The 13,847-nt window shown below is 65.0% G+C and carries 15 protein-coding genes; 9 read left to right on the plus strand and 6 right to left on the minus strand.

Going from position 1 to position 13,847, the window contains the following annotated elements; translation table 11 throughout:
* Positions 1-125 precede the first annotated feature (125 nt).
* Together IVA88_RS20905 and IVA88_RS20910 are read left to right on the plus strand one after the other, a co-directional pair.
* A complete protein-coding gene (locus tag IVA88_RS20905; RefSeq protein WP_247499075.1) occupies positions 126-557 on the plus strand; it encodes a MerR family transcriptional regulator in 432 nt (143 codons plus the stop codon).
* Complete coding sequence (locus IVA88_RS20910; RefSeq protein WP_247499076.1) at positions 490-894, plus strand: carboxymuconolactone decarboxylase family protein; 405 nt, start codon at positions 490-492, stop codon at positions 892-894. Before IVA88_RS20905 ends, IVA88_RS20910 begins: the two co-directional genes overlap by 68 nt.
* Before the next feature lie 17 nt (positions 895-911).
* On the opposite strand, the gene rimO is transcribed toward IVA88_RS20910, so the two are convergent.
* On the minus strand, positions 912-2,237 hold the full coding sequence (gene rimO / locus IVA88_RS20915; protein WP_247499077.1) for a 30S ribosomal protein S12 methylthiotransferase RimO: 1,326 nt from the start codon (positions 2,235-2,237) through the stop codon (positions 912-914).
* Between the two features lie 110 nt (positions 2,238-2,347).
* Here rimO and IVA88_RS20920 point away from each other — a divergent pair, with 110 nt between their 5' ends.
* The 5 genes from IVA88_RS20920 (at position 2,348) to IVA88_RS20940 (ending at position 8,171) form a co-directional block, all read left to right on the plus strand.
* Positions 2,348-2,938 carry an ANTAR domain-containing protein gene (locus IVA88_RS20920; protein WP_247499078.1) on the plus strand — a complete coding sequence of 197 codons (591 nt, stop codon included), beginning with the start codon at positions 2,348-2,350 and terminating at the stop codon, positions 2,936-2,938.
* Positions 2,935-4,098, plus strand: a complete 1,164-nt coding sequence (locus IVA88_RS20925; RefSeq protein WP_247499079.1) for a CmpA/NrtA family ABC transporter substrate-binding protein — start codon at positions 2,935-2,937, stop codon at positions 4,096-4,098. The genes IVA88_RS20920 and IVA88_RS20925 overlap by 4 nt, the downstream gene beginning before the upstream one ends.
* A gap of 331 nt (positions 4,099-4,429) precedes the next feature.
* Positions 4,430-6,211, plus strand: coding sequence for a NirA family protein (locus IVA88_RS20930; RefSeq protein ID WP_247499080.1), 1,782 nt, complete (start codon positions 4,430-4,432; stop codon positions 6,209-6,211).
* On the plus strand, positions 6,208-7,815 hold the full coding sequence (locus IVA88_RS20935; RefSeq protein WP_247499081.1) for a sulfite reductase subunit alpha: 1,608 nt from the start codon (positions 6,208-6,210) through the stop codon (positions 7,813-7,815). Before IVA88_RS20930 ends, IVA88_RS20935 begins: the two co-directional genes overlap by 4 nt.
* 203 nt (positions 7,816-8,018) lie before the next feature.
* Positions 8,019-8,171: a hypothetical protein gene (locus IVA88_RS20940; protein ID WP_247499082.1), complete on the plus strand. Its 153-nt coding sequence runs from the start codon at positions 8,019-8,021 to the stop codon at positions 8,169-8,171.
* Here IVA88_RS20940 and IVA88_RS20945 read toward each other — a convergent pair whose 3' ends face one another.
* The 3 genes from IVA88_RS20945 to pxpB are packed head-to-tail and all read right to left on the minus strand — an operon-like array spanning position 8,172 to position 10,740.
* Positions 8,172-8,942, minus strand: a complete 771-nt coding sequence (locus IVA88_RS20945) for a 5-oxoprolinase subunit PxpA (RefSeq protein ID WP_247499083.1) — start codon at positions 8,940-8,942, stop codon at positions 8,172-8,174.
* A gap of 32 nt (positions 8,943-8,974) precedes the next feature.
* Positions 8,975-10,012 (minus strand): biotin-dependent carboxyltransferase family protein, encoded by a 1,038-nt coding sequence (locus tag IVA88_RS20950; RefSeq protein ID WP_247499084.1) that lies wholly within the window; start codon positions 10,010-10,012, stop codon positions 8,975-8,977.
* Positions 10,009-10,740 carry a 5-oxoprolinase subunit PxpB gene (pxpB, locus tag IVA88_RS20955; protein ID WP_247499085.1) on the minus strand — a complete coding sequence of 244 codons (732 nt, stop codon included), beginning with the start codon at positions 10,738-10,740 and terminating at the stop codon, positions 10,009-10,011. The genes IVA88_RS20950 and pxpB overlap by 4 nt, the downstream gene beginning before the upstream one ends.
* Positions 10,741-10,999: 259 nt before the next feature.
* On the opposite strand from pxpB, the gene IVA88_RS20960 reads away from it, so the two are divergent.
* Complete coding sequence (locus IVA88_RS20960; RefSeq protein ID WP_247499086.1) at positions 11,000-11,698, plus strand: ribonuclease activity regulator RraA; 699 nt, start codon at positions 11,000-11,002, stop codon at positions 11,696-11,698.
* A 25-nt stretch (positions 11,699-11,723) separates the two neighbouring features.
* Positions 11,724-12,128, plus strand: a complete 405-nt coding sequence (locus tag IVA88_RS20965) for a cupin domain-containing protein (protein ID WP_247499087.1) — start codon at positions 11,724-11,726, stop codon at positions 12,126-12,128.
* A 144-nt stretch (positions 12,129-12,272) separates the two neighbouring features.
* On the opposite strand, the gene IVA88_RS20970 is transcribed toward IVA88_RS20965, so the two are convergent.
* Both IVA88_RS20970 and IVA88_RS20975 read right to left on the minus strand, forming a co-directional pair.
* Positions 12,273-12,623 carry a hypothetical protein gene (locus IVA88_RS20970; RefSeq protein WP_247499088.1) on the minus strand — a complete coding sequence of 117 codons (351 nt, stop codon included), beginning with the start codon at positions 12,621-12,623 and terminating at the stop codon, positions 12,273-12,275.
* Positions 12,624-12,805: 182 nt separating this feature from the next.
* A complete protein-coding gene (locus IVA88_RS20975) occupies positions 12,806-13,702 on the minus strand; it encodes a DUF2147 domain-containing protein (protein ID WP_247499089.1) in 897 nt (298 codons plus the stop codon).
* Between the last annotated feature and the right edge of the window lie 145 nt (positions 13,703-13,847).

Consider the following 13,847-nt stretch of genomic DNA (forward strand, 5'->3'; position numbering starts at 1 on the left):
GCCGGCGCGCCGTCTTCTACTGTCGTGCCAGTTTGACCTCGCAAGGATGATGCCTTCGATCCCCCTTGACTTAGAGCGCGCTCGAAGGGGTATCTGTACGTGCGTCAGTACGAGAACGGGCACAAATGAAGATCGGCGACCTCGCAAAACGAACCGGCTTGTCGACTCACACGCTGCGTTACTATGAGCGCATCGGGCTGCTGCCATACGCTGACCGGGATCGCTCCGGCCAGCGTGATTATGACGCATCGATCCTCACATGGATCGCATTCCTTGGTCGGCTGAAGACCACCGGAATGCCGATCCGGGACATGTTGCGTTACGCGGCGCTTCGTGACGAAGGCGAAACGACCGGGCCAACCCGGCGGCAAATGCTGGAAGTCCACCGGGAACAGGTTCGCACGCAGATCGCCGAACTCCAGGAATGCCTGCTCGTCCTCGATACAAAGATCGCCGGTTACGCCGGCGACGAACAGAGGATGAAGAAAAATGACGCACGCCGAAACTCAACCGGAAAGTCGCTTCGATCGCGGCCAGCGGGCCCTGTCACGCATTGATGGCAGCGCCGGCGAAAAAGTCATCGCTTCCCTCGCCGATATAGCTCCGGATTTCGCACGTTACATCATCGAGTTTCCCTTCGGCGACATCTATTGCCGCCCGGGCCTCGGCGTGCGCGATCGAGAGATCGCGACGATCGCCGCACTGACGGCGATCGGAAATGCCGCGCCTCAGCTCAAAGTGCATATCGAGGCGGGTCTGAATGTCGGGCTCTCTCGCGACGAGATCGTAGAGATCATCATGCAGATGGCCGTCTATGCGGGCTTCCCGGCAGCGCTGAACGGGCTGTTCGCAGCCAAGGAGGTATTCGCCGCGCATGACGGACAGCAAGCGTAGGAGAAGCGTCCTAAATCTCAGAATCCCGCGACGCTGCCGTGCAGATCGTACTGGTCGGCGCGCTCGATCTTCGCGGTGACGATCTCGCCGACGCGCAGAGGACGGCGGCTCGACAGGTAAACCGCGCCGTCGATCTCGGGCGCATCGGCCTTGGAGCGGCCCTTTGAGACGGTCGGGCCGACCTCGTCGATGATGATCTGCTGGCGGGTGCCGACCTTGCGCTTCAGCCTGCGCGCAGAGATTTTCTGCTGGCGCGCCATCAGCGCGTTGTAGCGCTCCTGCTTGATCTCTTCGGGTACCGGATTCTCGATCGCGTTCGCCGTGGCGCCGGCGACCGGCTCGTATTTGAAGCAGCCGAGCCGGTCGATCTCGGCCTCGTCGAGCCAGTCGAGCAGATAGGCGAAGTCGGAATCGGTCTCGCCGGGAAAGCCAACGATGAAGGTCGAGCGCAGGGCGAGATCAGGGCACTGCTCGCGCCAGCGCTTGATCCGCGCCAGCGTCTTGTCCTGCGCCGCCGGGCGCTTCATCGCCTTCAGCACCTCGGGGCTCGCATGCTGGAACGGGATGTCGAGATAGGGCAGCACCTTGCCCTCGTTCATCAGTGCGATGACCTCGTCGACATGCGGGTAGGGGTAGACGTATTGCAGCCGGACCCAGGCGCCGAGTTCGCCGAGCTCGCGCGCGAGGTCGATGAATTTGGCGCGGACCTGGCGATCCTTCCACGGGCTCTCGGCGTATTTGAGATCGACGCCGTAGGCCGAGGTGTCCTGCGAGATCACCAGCAGCTCTTTCACGCCGGCGTCGACCAGGCGCTCGGCTTCGCGCAGCACGTCATTGGCCGGGCGTGAGACGAGATCGCCGCGCAGCTTTGGAATGATGCAGAAGGTGCAGCGGTTGTTGCAGCCCTCGGAAATCTTCAAATAGGCGTAGTGCCGCGGCGTCAGCTTGATGCCCTGCGGCGGCACCAGGTCGAGATGCGGATTGTGGGCGGGCGGCAGCGCGCGATGCACGGCGTCCAGCACGCTCTCATATTGCTGCGGGCCTGATATCGAGAGCACGCCGGGATAGGCCTGCTCGATCTGCTCGGGTTCCGCGCCCATGCAGCCGGTGACGATCACCTTGCCGTTCTCGGCCATGGCCTCGCCGATCGCCGACAGCGATTCCTGCTTGGCGCTATCGAGGAAGCCACAGGTGTTAACGATGACGATATCGGCCCCGTCATGCTTGCGGGCGAGCTCGTAGCCCTCGGCGCGCAGGCGCGTGATGATGCGCTCGGAATCCACCAAAGCCTTGGGACATCCGAGTGACACGAAGCTGACCTTGGGCGCAGCCGTCTGATCCATATCTGATCTGCCTGATTGACAGGGTTGAGCTAGTCCCAATTGCCCATAATTACAACCCTTTGCATGGCCCGCGGGCATGCTATGGATGAATCACTGGTGGTGAGTGAGCAATGAGCGCCGAGCAGTCGCCCAAAATCGTGATCGTCGACGAAAGCCCGATCCGGGCCGCGATCCTCGAGGAAGGGTTGCGGGAGTCCGGATTCACGCAGATCGTCCATATCCGGGAGATGCAGAGCCTGCTCGCCCGTATTTATGCGGTAGACCCCGACATCATCCTGATCGATCTGGAAAACCCCAGCCGCGACGTGCTGGAAGCGATGTTCCAGGTCAGCCGCGCCGTGAAGCGGCCGATCGCGATGTTTGTCGACCAGAGCGATTCATCCTCGATCCAGGCCTCGGTCGAGGCGGGGGTCTCCGCCTATATCGTCGACGGGCTGAGGAAGGAGCGCATCAAGCCGATCCTCGACCTCTGCGTGTCGCGCTTCAATGCCTTCGCAAAACTCCAGGAAGAGCTGGAGCGCACCAAGTCGCAGCTCGAGGATCGCAAGGTCATCGAGAAGGCCAAGGGCATCCTGATGAAGGTGAAGGGCCTCAACGAGGACGAGGCCTACGTGCTGCTGCGCTCCACCGCGATGCGCGAGAAGAAGAAAATCGGCGAGATCGCCCAGTCGATCATCACCGCGTCGGAGATGCTGAAATGACCGCTCCCCTCCGCATCGGGTTCATTCCGCTGGTCGACGCCGCGGCGCTGATCGTTGCCGTCGACAAGGGATTTACCGCGGCCGAGGGGCTCGAGGTCGAACTGGTGCGCGAGGTCTCCTGGTCCAACGTCCGCGACAAGCTCAACATCGGCCTGTTCGACGCCGCGCATCTCCTGGCGCCTGTTGCGATCGCGTCCTCGCTCGGGCTCGGTCACGTCAAGGTGCCGATCGCGGCGCCCTTCAATCTCGGCATCAACGGCAATGCGATTACGGTGTCGCCGGCGCTTCATGCCGCGCTGATGGAGGAGATCGACGGCGACCGCTTCGATCCGCTGGCCACGGCAAAAGCGTTGGCACGCGTCGTCGCCAAGCGGCGCAAAGCGGGGGCCGATCCGTTGACCTTCGGCATGACCTTCCCGTTCTCGACCCACAATTATCAATTGCGGTTCTGGATGGCCGCGGCCGGCGTCGATCCGGACGAGGATTTGCGCCTCGTGGTGCTGCCGCCGCCCTACATGGTCGAGAGTCTCGCCAATGGCCATGTCGATGCGTTCTGCGTCGGCGCGCCCTGGAATTCGATCGCGGTCGATCTCGGCATCGGCCACATCCTGCATTTCGTCTCCGACATCCTGGCCCGTGCGGCGGAGAAGGTGCTGGGGGTCCGACAGATCTGGGCTGACAAGAATCCGGACGTGGTCGCTAGCCTGGTGCGCGCGGCGATGAAAGCCGCCGAGTTCATCGAGCATCCGGAAAACCGGAGCGAAGCGGCGCGGATCCTGGCGCAGCCCGAACGCATCGGCGTCGACGCCGAAGTCATCCAGCGTACCCTCACGGGACGCCTCAAGATTTCGCCGGACGGCACCTTTCGCGAGAGCGGCAGCTACCTTCTGGTGGGACGCGAGGAAGCAGGGCGCCCCGATCCGGTCCAGGCCGCCTGGCTCTATGCGCAGATGGTGCGCTGGGGGCAGACGACGCTGACGCCCGACGGTGTCAAGACGGCGATGGCCGTGTTCAGGCCCGATCTCTACGACGCGGCCCTTGGCCAGCGGCCGCCCGTCGTAGCCCCGGCGGCGTTCGGCGCATTCGCCGGCCCCGCCTTCGATCCTGCCAACATTCGGGGGCATCTCGACGCCTTCGAGGTGGGCCGTTGGAAGGCCTGATTCTGTCTGCATCGTTTTTGGGCGTGCGGGATCATCGGCTAAATTTTGAGCCGAGTGCCCGAATTTCGGGAGAGTTCCGGCATCGGGACCTTCCGGCATCCACGTAACCGTTTGAAAAGAAACAACCTTCCAATCACTCAAAGCTGGCACGCAACTTGAATGTTGCAGTGCGGCCAGCCTGTCACAGATGCCTGCTGAGCCGAGTCCCGCAGCAACGAAGCTGATCGGACCGTTGGGTGCGGAGCCGGCTCTTGAGCCAGCCGAGCTCCTCGCGGGTCGTGCACTTTCCGTCGATACCACCCAGGTGGCCGCAGGAGCTTCGTTACTGACCATGAAAATCGACACCGTCTCAGTCGACTTTACCGACGACCAGAAACGCTACCTCGAAGGCTTCACGACCGGTCTGCAGATCAACCGGGTCGGTCGCGGTCTCGGCAGCGCCGCCGGCAAGGCGAACGCTGAGCCTAGCGGCCCCGATGCCGTGCACATCAAGGCCCAGGACAAAGTCATCGCCTCGGGCAAGAAGCTTGCCGACCAGGAGAAGGTCAAGCGCGACGAGCATCCGTTCGATGCCTATCCGCGTCTGCGCCAGCAGGCGCTCGACAACGCGCCGCCGAGTCCGGCGGACAATTTCCGCTGGCGCTATTACGGCATCTTCTACGTCGCGCCGACGCAGGACTCCTACATGTGCCGTCTGCGGATTCCAAACGGCATCATGAAGCACTGGCAGCTGTCCGGCCTTGCCGATCTCGCCGATGAAACCTGCGGGCCCTACAGCCACGTCACGACGCGCGCCAACCTGCAACTTCGCGAAATTCCGCCGAAGAACGCCGTGAAGCTGATCGAGGGCATTCAGGACCTCGGCCTGTGCTCGCGCGGCTCCGGCGCGGACAACATCCGCAACGTGACGGGAACGCCGACGGCGGGCATCGATCCGCAAGAGCTGATCGACACGCGGCCTTATGCGCGCGAGTGGCACTACCACATCCTGAACGATCGCTCGCTGTACGGCTTGCCGCGCAAGTTCAACGTCGCCTTCGACGGCGCCGGCAGGATCGCCGTGCTCGAGGAGACCAACGACATCGCATTCACGGCCGTGGACGTGAAGGACGGTTTCGGCGTCGAGCCCGGGGTCTGGTTCCGCCTCGGCCTCGGCGGCATCACGGGCCACAAGGATTTCGCCAAATATTCCGGCATCGTCGTCAAGCCGGAAGAAGCAACCGCCGTCGCCGACGCCATCGTGCGGGTTTTCATCGAGCACGGCGACCGTACCAACCGCAACAAGGCTCGGCTGAAATACGTGCTCGACGCCATGGGCCATGACGGCTTTCTCAAGATTGTCGAGGAGCGTCTGAAGAAGCCGTTCACGCGCGTGCCGGAAGAGGCGTTTGCGCCGCGGCCAGCCGCGGACCGCATGGCGCATATCGGCGTGCACAAGCAGAAGCAGGACGGCTTGAACTGGATCGGCGTGTCGCTGACGCTCGGCAAGATCAGCTGCGATCAGATGCGGGGTCTCGCCAAGGTGGCGCGGGACCTCGGTGACGGCGAGATCCGTCTGACCGTCTGGCAGAACTTGCTGATCTCAGGGGTACGCGACGAGAACGTCGAGCTTGCCATCGCGGCGATCAAACAGATCGGTCTCGCGGTCGAGGCCTCGCACATCCGCGCCGGCCTGATCGCCTGCACCGGCAATGCCGGCTGCCGCTTCGCGGCTTCCAATACCAAGCGCCACGCCGCCGAGATCGGTGACTGGTGCGAGCCGCGCGTCGCCATGGACAAGCCGGTCAACATCCACGTCACCGGCTGCCACCATTCCTGCGCGCAGCATTACATCAGCGACATCGGTCTGATCGGAGCGCGCGTGTCGGTCAACGACGAGGACACGGTCGAGGGCTATCATCTCTTCACCGGCGGCGGGTTCGGTCCTGACGCCGATGTCGGGCAGGAGGTCTATCACGATCTCAAGGCCGAAGACGCGCCGAAGACGGTCGAAGGGCTGCTCAAGGCCTATATCGCCCATCGCTCCTCTCCCGACGAAACGTTCCTGTCTTTTGCGCGCCGCCATGACGGCGAGACGCTGCGCAAGCTTGCCGATGCCGAGGTGTCCTCATGAACCAGATCAGCCCTCCGCCGAAACTCGACATCATTCCCGCGAGCGCTCCGTTCTCCGACGCGCAACGCTCCTGGCTGAACGGCTTCTTTGCCGGGCTGCTGTCGCCTGACGCGGCCACGCCGCTGTCGGCGGAGCAAGGCGCCGCCGTCATGCAAGCCGGTGACGGCGATGACGGTGAAGCGCCATGGCACGACCAGACAATGCCGATCGCGGATCGGATGAAGCTCGCCGAAGGCCGTCCCGTGCGGCGCAAGATGATGGCGGCGATGGCGCAGCAGGATTGCGGCCAGTGCGGCTACAATTGCCACGACTATTCGGAGGCGATCGCGACCCGCAGTGAAGCGCGGCTCAACCTTTGCGTCCCCGGCGGCAAGGAAACCGCGCGGATGCTGAAGTCGCTGTACGAAGAGCTGGACAAGGCGCCGGCGGCCAAGGCCTCCGACAAGAAAGACGCGGTGGCAGCGCCCGCCGTGACTGTGACCATCGCCGAGCCCGGCCGCTCGCGCGACAACCCTGTCGCGGCGACGTTCCTGTCGCGCCGTCTTCTCAACAGAGGAAAGTCGGAGAAGGAAACCTATCACGTCGAGTTCGATCTCTCCGAGAGCAAGCTCGACTATGTCGTCGGCGATAGTTTTGGCGTGTTCGCGCGCAACGAGGTCGGCCTCGTCGACCAGGTCATCGCGTTGCTCGGCGCCTCCCATACTACGAAGGTCAACGGCAAGACGCTGCGCGAGGTGTTGGTCGACGACGTCTCGCTGTCGCCGGCGCCCGACACGCTGTTCGAACTGCTGTCCTTCATCACCGGCGGCGCACTGCGCGAGAAGGCGCGGGCGCTGGCGCAGGGCGACGATCCCGATGGCGATGCCGCTACCCTCGACGTCATGGCGGTGTTGCAGAAGTTTTCAGGGACGCGGCCGCATCCCGAGGCCTTCGTCGAGGCGCTGGAGCCGCTGCAGCCGCGGCTCTATTCGATCTCGTCGTCGCACAACGCAACGCCGGGCAGGCTGTCGCTGACGGTGGATTCCGTGCGCTACATCATCGGCAAGCGCAAGCGCATCGGCGTCGCTTCGACCTTTCTCGGCGAACGCATCAAGGAGGGCGAGAAGCTCAAGGTCTATGTGCAGAAGGCGCACGGCTTCGGCCTGCCGCAGGATCCGAAGACGCCGATCATCATGATCGGCCCCGGCACCGGCATCGCGCCGTTCCGCGCCTTCCTGCTCGACCGGAAGGCGACCGGCGCGCCCGGCAAGAACTGGCTGTTCTTCGGCCACCAGCGCAGCGATTGCGACTTCTTCTACCAGGAGGAGCTCAATGCGATGAAGACCTCGGGTCTGCTCACGCGCATGTCGCTGGCCTGGTCGCGCGACGGTGAGAAGAAGTTCTACGTGCAGGACCGCATGCGCGAGGTCGGCCGCGAGCTGTGGACGTGGCTGGCCGAGGGTGCCCATCTTTACATCTGCGGCGATGCCAAGCGCATGGCCAAGGACGTCGAGCGCGCGCTGGTCGACATCGTGGCCCAGTTCGGGGCACGTTCGACCGACGAAGCCGTCAGTTTTGTCGCCGAACTCAAGAAGACGGGCCGCTTCCAGGCTGACGTGTACTAGGCGCGGCAGGAGCACAGGCGGGCCGATCGGTTCCAATCGGCTCGCACTTTAACGAATAGGATGCTCGGAACCGGCCGCCGGGGAGAATTTGCGTCTTCGATTGGGCTTCTTAGAAGAGCCCGCATCGCTTTTTCCGCGACGGTCTTGCCCGCCACCCGGGTTGATCCCTCATAATCCCGCAGATGGGGCGTTGGAGATCGACCATGCGCGAACTATCGGCGGAAGCCAGGCTGCACTTCTACGCGCGTTCGCTCTCGCGGCGGACCGGGGCGAGCGTGCATCATGCCGCGATGTACAGCGCCTTCGCGCTCATCGCAGCCATCGTGTTCGGCACGCTCTCGGTGCACCCGCTCTGATCACGCCCCGCGCTTGAACGGCGCGACCTCGATCCCAGCATCCTTCAAAGCCTGCCGCAGGCCGCGCGCGATGTCGACTGCGCCGGGCGTATCGCCGTGGATGCACACCGTGTCGGTGCGCATCTTGATGACCTTGCCCGTGACCGAGACCACAGCGCCGTCCTGCACCATGCGCACCACGCGGTCGGCGATCGCCTCGGCGTCGTGCAGCACCGCGCCTGGCTTCTTGCGCGAAACAAGATTGCCATCGTCCTCATAGGCGCGGTCGGCGAACACCTCGTGCACCATCGGCAGATTGGCGGCTTCGCCGGCCTTCACCAGCTTCGAATTGGCGAGCACGACGAAAATCAGGCCGGGGTCGACCGCCTTGATGCCGGCGGCGATCGCATTCGCCGTCATGTCGTCCTCGCAGGCGACGTTGGAGAGCGCGCCATGCGCCTTCACATGCGTCACCTTGTGACCGGCCGCGGTCGCGATCGCCTGCAACGCGCCGATCTGGTAGGCGACGAGGTTCTCGATCTCGGACGCTTTCAGGCCCGCGATCGGGTGCCGGCCAAAACCGTGCAGGTCGCGATAGCCAGGGTGCGCGCCGACCGAGACGCCGCGCGCTTTCGCCAGCTCGACGGTCCGGCGCATGATGTCGGGATCGCCGGCGTGGAAGCCGCAGGCGACGTTGACCGAGCTTGCCAGTTCAATCATCGCGGCATCGTTGCCCATCTCCCACGCGCCAAAACCTTCGCCGAGATCGCAATTGAGATCGATCGTCTTCATGGGGTGCTCTCCGTCTCTGGTCGTCTTGTCGTTTACGGCTCGGCGGCAACCTGCCAGGTGCCGGCGTCGACGGCACTGACAGCATAGCCTGCGACGTTGGCATCGCTGAGCGCTTCGATGTTGAGCGCGACGGTCTCGGCGGAGCGAAGGCGATCCGGCAGGTTGCGGATCAGTTGCGCAAATTTCTTCGCCTCGTCCTGCGCCACGGCCATGCTGACCGCGCTGAAGCGGAACGCCGTTCCCGCCGAGGTCTGCGCGAGGCGGCCGATATCGGCCGTGATCACGGTTGCGATCTTCGGGTAGCCGCCGGAGGTGCCGCGGTCCATCATCAGCGCGATCGGCGCGCCATTGCCGGGCACCTGGATGCTGCCGTTGACGGTGCCGTCGGAGACGATGTTGTGGCCGTGCAGATGCTTGATCGCGGGGCCCTCGAGCCGGTAGCCCATGCGGTCGGAGGTCGCCGAGATCTTCCACTCGCTACTCAGGAACAGCGCCTTGTTGGCCTCGTCGAACTCGTCGTCCTGCGGTCCCAGCAGGACGCGGATCGGACCGCTCGACGGCTTCGGCAGTTCGATGCGCAGCTCCGCTGCACCGCTTGCGGCATCGACGGTGAATTCGTCGCCGGCCTGCAGCGGCCGCGGGTAGGGGCTGCCGAGACCGGCGCGGGCGTTGACCGCGAGACTGCCGAACACCGGCTCGCCCTTGATCCCGCCTTCGATCGCCAGGTAAGTGAACGCACCGCCGCGGGCGAAGCCCAGCGTCAGCGTCTCGCCGTCTTTCAGCGTCACCGAAGCGTCCATAGCGACCGCACTGCCGGCGACGTCGGCATTGCGCGGCGCGCCTGAAATCGCGACGCGCACCGCACCGTCGCGCGCAGTGAACGCGGCGCCGAACGGGCCGACCTCGACAACGGCGGCGAACGGTTCGTTACCGACAAGCGTGTTCGCTGCCGCGAGCGACAGACGGTCCATCGCCCCGCTGACCGTCAGGCCGTAGCGTTGCGCGCCGTGGCGTCCGCCGTCCTGGACGGAGCTTGCAGGCCCGATGCTGGCGATCACGAGCCGGCTCATGCGACCACCTGCTCGGCAATGATCTCGCCGGCCTCGGCGGCGCGGTCCTGTTCCTCGAACGTCTTGTGGTCGATGGCAAAAAACGTCACGCGATCGCCGGGTTCGGTCAGGAAAGTCGGATTGCGGTGGAGCTGATAGGTCCGCACCGGCGTGCGGCCGAGCAGGTGCCAGCCGCTCGGGGCAGCCAGGCACTGGATGCCGGCCTGGATACCGCCGATCGAGATCGTGCCGGCGGGCGTCAGCAGCCGCGGATTCTGCCGCCGCGACATGTGCAGCGATTTGTCGAGGCCGCTGAGATAGGACCAGCCCGGGGTGAAGCCGATCATCGCGACCTTATAGTCGCCGGCGACATGGCGCGCGACGATGTCGTCCGGCGTGGTGTTCAGCGCCTTCGCGACGTCCTCGAGATCGATGCCGTGCTCGCCGCCATAGGCGACGGGAATGCGCCAGCGGCGCGTCTTGGTGGCCGGCGGCAGCGGCTGGCTGGCCAGCACGAGCAGCTTTTCGCCGAGTGCATCGAAGCCGATCTTGCCGGGATCGTAATGCACCAGCAGCGAGCGATAGGTCGGCACGCACTCGGTGATGCCATCGATCGGGCTTGCTGCGAGTGCCTTGTCGAGCGCGAGCACGCGCTGATTGGCGTCGTCGTCGATGGTGCGGCTGAACTCGACCGTGACGGCGCTGTCACCACTGGGCAGAAGGCGGGGCAGGGGAAGCGTCACGGCCATTGAGCTGTCAAAGGGCTGTCGAAATCGGGCTTCTGCAGATACGCGGGCTCGACCTTGAGTTCCGCTTGTCCCTGCTTCGCGTAAATGCGCCCGCAAGTCCAATAAATTAATGCAGGGGGGAGCGATAACGCCTTGTTATCGCGACGCATAACAGCGCTGCGGCCCTGCATTATTGCCAGCTTCTTGGCCCTTGACGCGAGGCCCGCACCTCGCAAGATGCGCTCGTTCTTTCCCGCCCATCCGGAGCTCGTCTGTTTCCATGTCGCTGTCCCCCGAAGCCCGCAAGACCCTCGCCGGCATCACCACTGCCACCATCACCACGGTCCTGCTGAAGAAGGGCCTGCGCAACATCTGGATGCGCGGCGCGCGTCCGCTGCGCCCGGGTCTGCCGCGCCTGGTGGGACCGGCGTTCACGCTGCGCTTCGTGCCGGCGCGCGAGGACCTGGCGACGCCGGAATCCTGGTCCTCGCCGATCTCGACCCGCACCGCCATCGAGGCGATGCCGGAGGGCTGCATCGCCGTCGTCGATGCCATGGGCATCACCGACGCCGGCATCTTCGGCGACATCCTGTGCGCGCGCATGATGAAGCGCGGCGTCACCGCACTCGTCACCGACGGAGTCGTGCGTGATGTCGAGGGTGTGCTCGGCACCAACCTGCCGGTCTGGTGCGACGGCTATGCCGCGCCGCCGTCGGTTGCCGGCCTGACCTTCGTCGGCTGGGGCGAGCCGATCGGCTGCGGCGGCGTTGCGGTATTCCCGAACGACATCGTGGTCGCCGACCAGGACGGCTGCGTGCTGATCCCGCAGGCGATGCTCGACCACGTGCTCAATGAGGGTGGCGAGCAGGAGCGGATGGAAGCCTGGATCGTCAACGAGGTGAACAACGGCGCGGTGCTCCCGGGACTCTATCCCATGAACGCCGAGACCAAGGCGCGCTACGCGGCCAGCAAGAAGTAATCGCGAAGGAAACGAGGTACATCCAATGGAGATCACTGTTGCAGGCACGCGGCCAACACGCCAAGCGCCCAAGGAACATTTCACCGGCACGGTCCTTCAGGACCCCGTGATCATGGCGCCCGCGCCGGCGCGGCTGAACTGCTCGCGCGTTTCGTTCGAGCCGGGCGCGCGCACCAACTGGCATCACCATCCGCTCGGGCAGACGCTGTACGTCATCTCGGGCGTTGGCCGGGTCCAGGCCAAGGGCGGGCCGATCCGCGAGATCCGCCCCGGCGACACCGTCTGGATTCCGCCGGGCGAGTTGCACTGGCACGGCGCCACGCCGACCAACGGCATGACCCACATCGCCATGCAGGAAGCGCTCGACGGCGTGTTCTCGACATGGTTGGAGCCGGTCACTGACGCGGAGTATGGGACGGCAGTCGGCTAGCATCTCGTGTCCCGGACAAGACGCATCGCCGCAAGGCGATGCGGCACCGATCCGGGACCCAGAGATTTTGGACCCACGAAGACTGCTTGGTCCCGGCTCTGCGGAGCAGCGTTGCACGCTGCACCGCGTCCGGGACAGGAGAAATTACATCCGCTCCGCCGTCCACGAGCCCGTGCACATGGTGCCGCGCCAGGTGCCGGAGCCCGAGGTGCCGCTGAGCCGGCCGAAGCCGACGGCGCGCTTGATGCCGGTGCTCAGGGTGACATTGATGCTGCCGGCATCCGCGACGCGGCCTGACGCCGTCACCATTGCGCTGCTCGAAGCGATCTGACCGTTGTTGATGCCAATCGCCACCGTCGAGCCGTTACCGCAGGTCTCGCTCGACGACGAGATTCGGACATTCCATGCGCCGTCGAAAGTGCTGGCGCTGGCCTGCGCGGCCGGCAACGCGATGACGATGATTGTGGCGAAGAGAGCCTTGCGAAATCCGTTCATGACACGCCCCTAGGGTTGATCATGCGGGGATCGTGTCACGGACGCGGAACCCGCGATGTGAGGGCTGTCACGCGCGCAACGGGCTCTGTGATGTCGCGCACGTCGCAATCGATTTGACGGGCAAAAGACAAAGGGGCCCGTGCTGCGGGCCCCTTTGTCTCAGTCAAAGTGTCGCCCCGAAGTCAGTTCACACGCGTCCAGGTCTGGCCGCCGCAGAACATGCCGCCGAAGGCGCAGCCCTGCACGCGCAGGCGATCGGTGCCCTTCAGCGCGATGGTAGAATCGTAGGTCGAGCCGGAGTTCGGATCGAGGATGCGGCCGGACCATTTCTGGTCCTTGTTCTGGTCCTTGCCGGGCTTCATGTTGATCAGAACCTGCTCACCATTCTGGTTCGATTTCGAATCGACCGAGTAGCCGCAGAGATTGCTGCCGCATTGCTCGATCCGGACCTTGCCTTCCTTCTCCTCGGTGAGCCAGACGCCGAGCGGTGAATTGAGATCGCGCGTGGGCGCGGCTGCGGGAGCCGGCGGCGCGACGGCAGCCGACTGAACGGGGGCAGGCGCAGGCGCCGGGACGGCAGGCGGCGCCGGAGGTGCGGCTGCGACCGTCGGGGCGGGCGGTGGAGGCGGTGCGGGCGGTACTGCGGCCACGGTCGGGGCAGCACTTGGGGCCGGTTGAGGCGGCGGCACAAGCGCCTCTTCGGCCGGAGCATTGTTAGCCGTGGTGGCCGAAGGCGCCGGCGGGGCAGGAGGCGCCACGGCCACGGGAGCTTGGACAGGGGCCTGCTCGGCCGCCGGAGGCGCGGCGGCAGGTGCGGGCGCCGGCGCCGGATTGGCCGGCGGCTGCGGGTCAACCCTGGCTTGTTGCGGTGCCTGCGGGTCCGCTTTCGGAGCCCCCCTGGCGTCGTTCTTGGCCTTCTTCGCCTTGCCCTGGCCGGTGTTGTCGTAGACGCCGGGGATTTGCACCGTGCCGCGGTCGGGATCGATGCGGATGGTACGCCCGCCATAGTCGAAGGTGTACTGCGCCTGCGCAGCGGTGCTCGCCAAAAGGAATGCGGCCGTGGCCAACAGCTTCCTCATTTCCGTCTCCTGAAACAGGTGGTCCCCGCACCGACGCTTACGCCCCGGTTCGATCGCAAAAAGTGATCTAGATCACTGTCACCGTATGAGTCGTGCTCCGGCGGTTTAGGGTTCAATAACACCGGAGCCGGTCCAAAGTTTGGCC

The organism is Bradyrhizobium sp. 149 (assembly GCF_023073915.1).
In the GTDB taxonomy this organism is placed as follows: domain Bacteria; phylum Pseudomonadota; class Alphaproteobacteria; order Rhizobiales; family Xanthobacteraceae; genus Bradyrhizobium.

Excerpts from the sequence above, each read along its gene's own strand:
- IVA88_RS20905 (WP_247499075.1), top strand. The coding sequence starts at position 126 with ATGAAGATCGGCGACCTCGCAAAACGAACCGGCTTGTCGACTCACACG.
- IVA88_RS20910 (WP_247499076.1), top strand. The coding sequence starts at position 490 with ATGACGCACGCCGAAACTCAACCGGAAAGTCGCTTCGATCGCGGCCAG.
- rimO (WP_247499077.1), bottom strand. The coding sequence starts at position 2,237 with ATGGATCAGACGGCTGCGCCCAAGGTCAGCTTCGTGTCACTCGGATGT.
- IVA88_RS20920 (WP_247499078.1), top strand. The coding sequence starts at position 2,348 with ATGAGCGCCGAGCAGTCGCCCAAAATCGTGATCGTCGACGAAAGCCCG.
- IVA88_RS20925 (WP_247499079.1), top strand. The coding sequence starts at position 2,935 with ATGACCGCTCCCCTCCGCATCGGGTTCATTCCGCTGGTCGACGCCGCG.
- IVA88_RS20930 (WP_247499080.1), top strand. The coding sequence starts at position 4,430 with ATGAAAATCGACACCGTCTCAGTCGACTTTACCGACGACCAGAAACGC.
- IVA88_RS20935 (WP_247499081.1), top strand. The coding sequence starts at position 6,208 with ATGAACCAGATCAGCCCTCCGCCGAAACTCGACATCATTCCCGCGAGC.
- IVA88_RS20940 (WP_247499082.1), top strand. The coding sequence starts at position 8,019 with ATGCGCGAACTATCGGCGGAAGCCAGGCTGCACTTCTACGCGCGTTCG.
- IVA88_RS20945 (WP_247499083.1), bottom strand. The coding sequence starts at position 8,942 with ATGAAGACGATCGATCTCAATTGCGATCTCGGCGAAGGTTTTGGCGCG.
- IVA88_RS20950 (WP_247499084.1), bottom strand. The coding sequence starts at position 10,012 with ATGAGCCGGCTCGTGATCGCCAGCATCGGGCCTGCAAGCTCCGTCCAG.
- pxpB (WP_247499085.1), bottom strand. The coding sequence starts at position 10,740 with ATGGCCGTGACGCTTCCCCTGCCCCGCCTTCTGCCCAGTGGTGACAGC.
- IVA88_RS20960 (WP_247499086.1), top strand. The coding sequence starts at position 11,000 with ATGTCGCTGTCCCCCGAAGCCCGCAAGACCCTCGCCGGCATCACCACT.
- IVA88_RS20965 (WP_247499087.1), top strand. The coding sequence starts at position 11,724 with ATGGAGATCACTGTTGCAGGCACGCGGCCAACACGCCAAGCGCCCAAG.
- IVA88_RS20970 (WP_247499088.1), bottom strand. The coding sequence starts at position 12,623 with ATGAACGGATTTCGCAAGGCTCTCTTCGCCACAATCATCGTCATCGCG.
- IVA88_RS20975 (WP_247499089.1), bottom strand. The coding sequence starts at position 13,702 with ATGAGGAAGCTGTTGGCCACGGCCGCATTCCTTTTGGCGAGCACCGCT.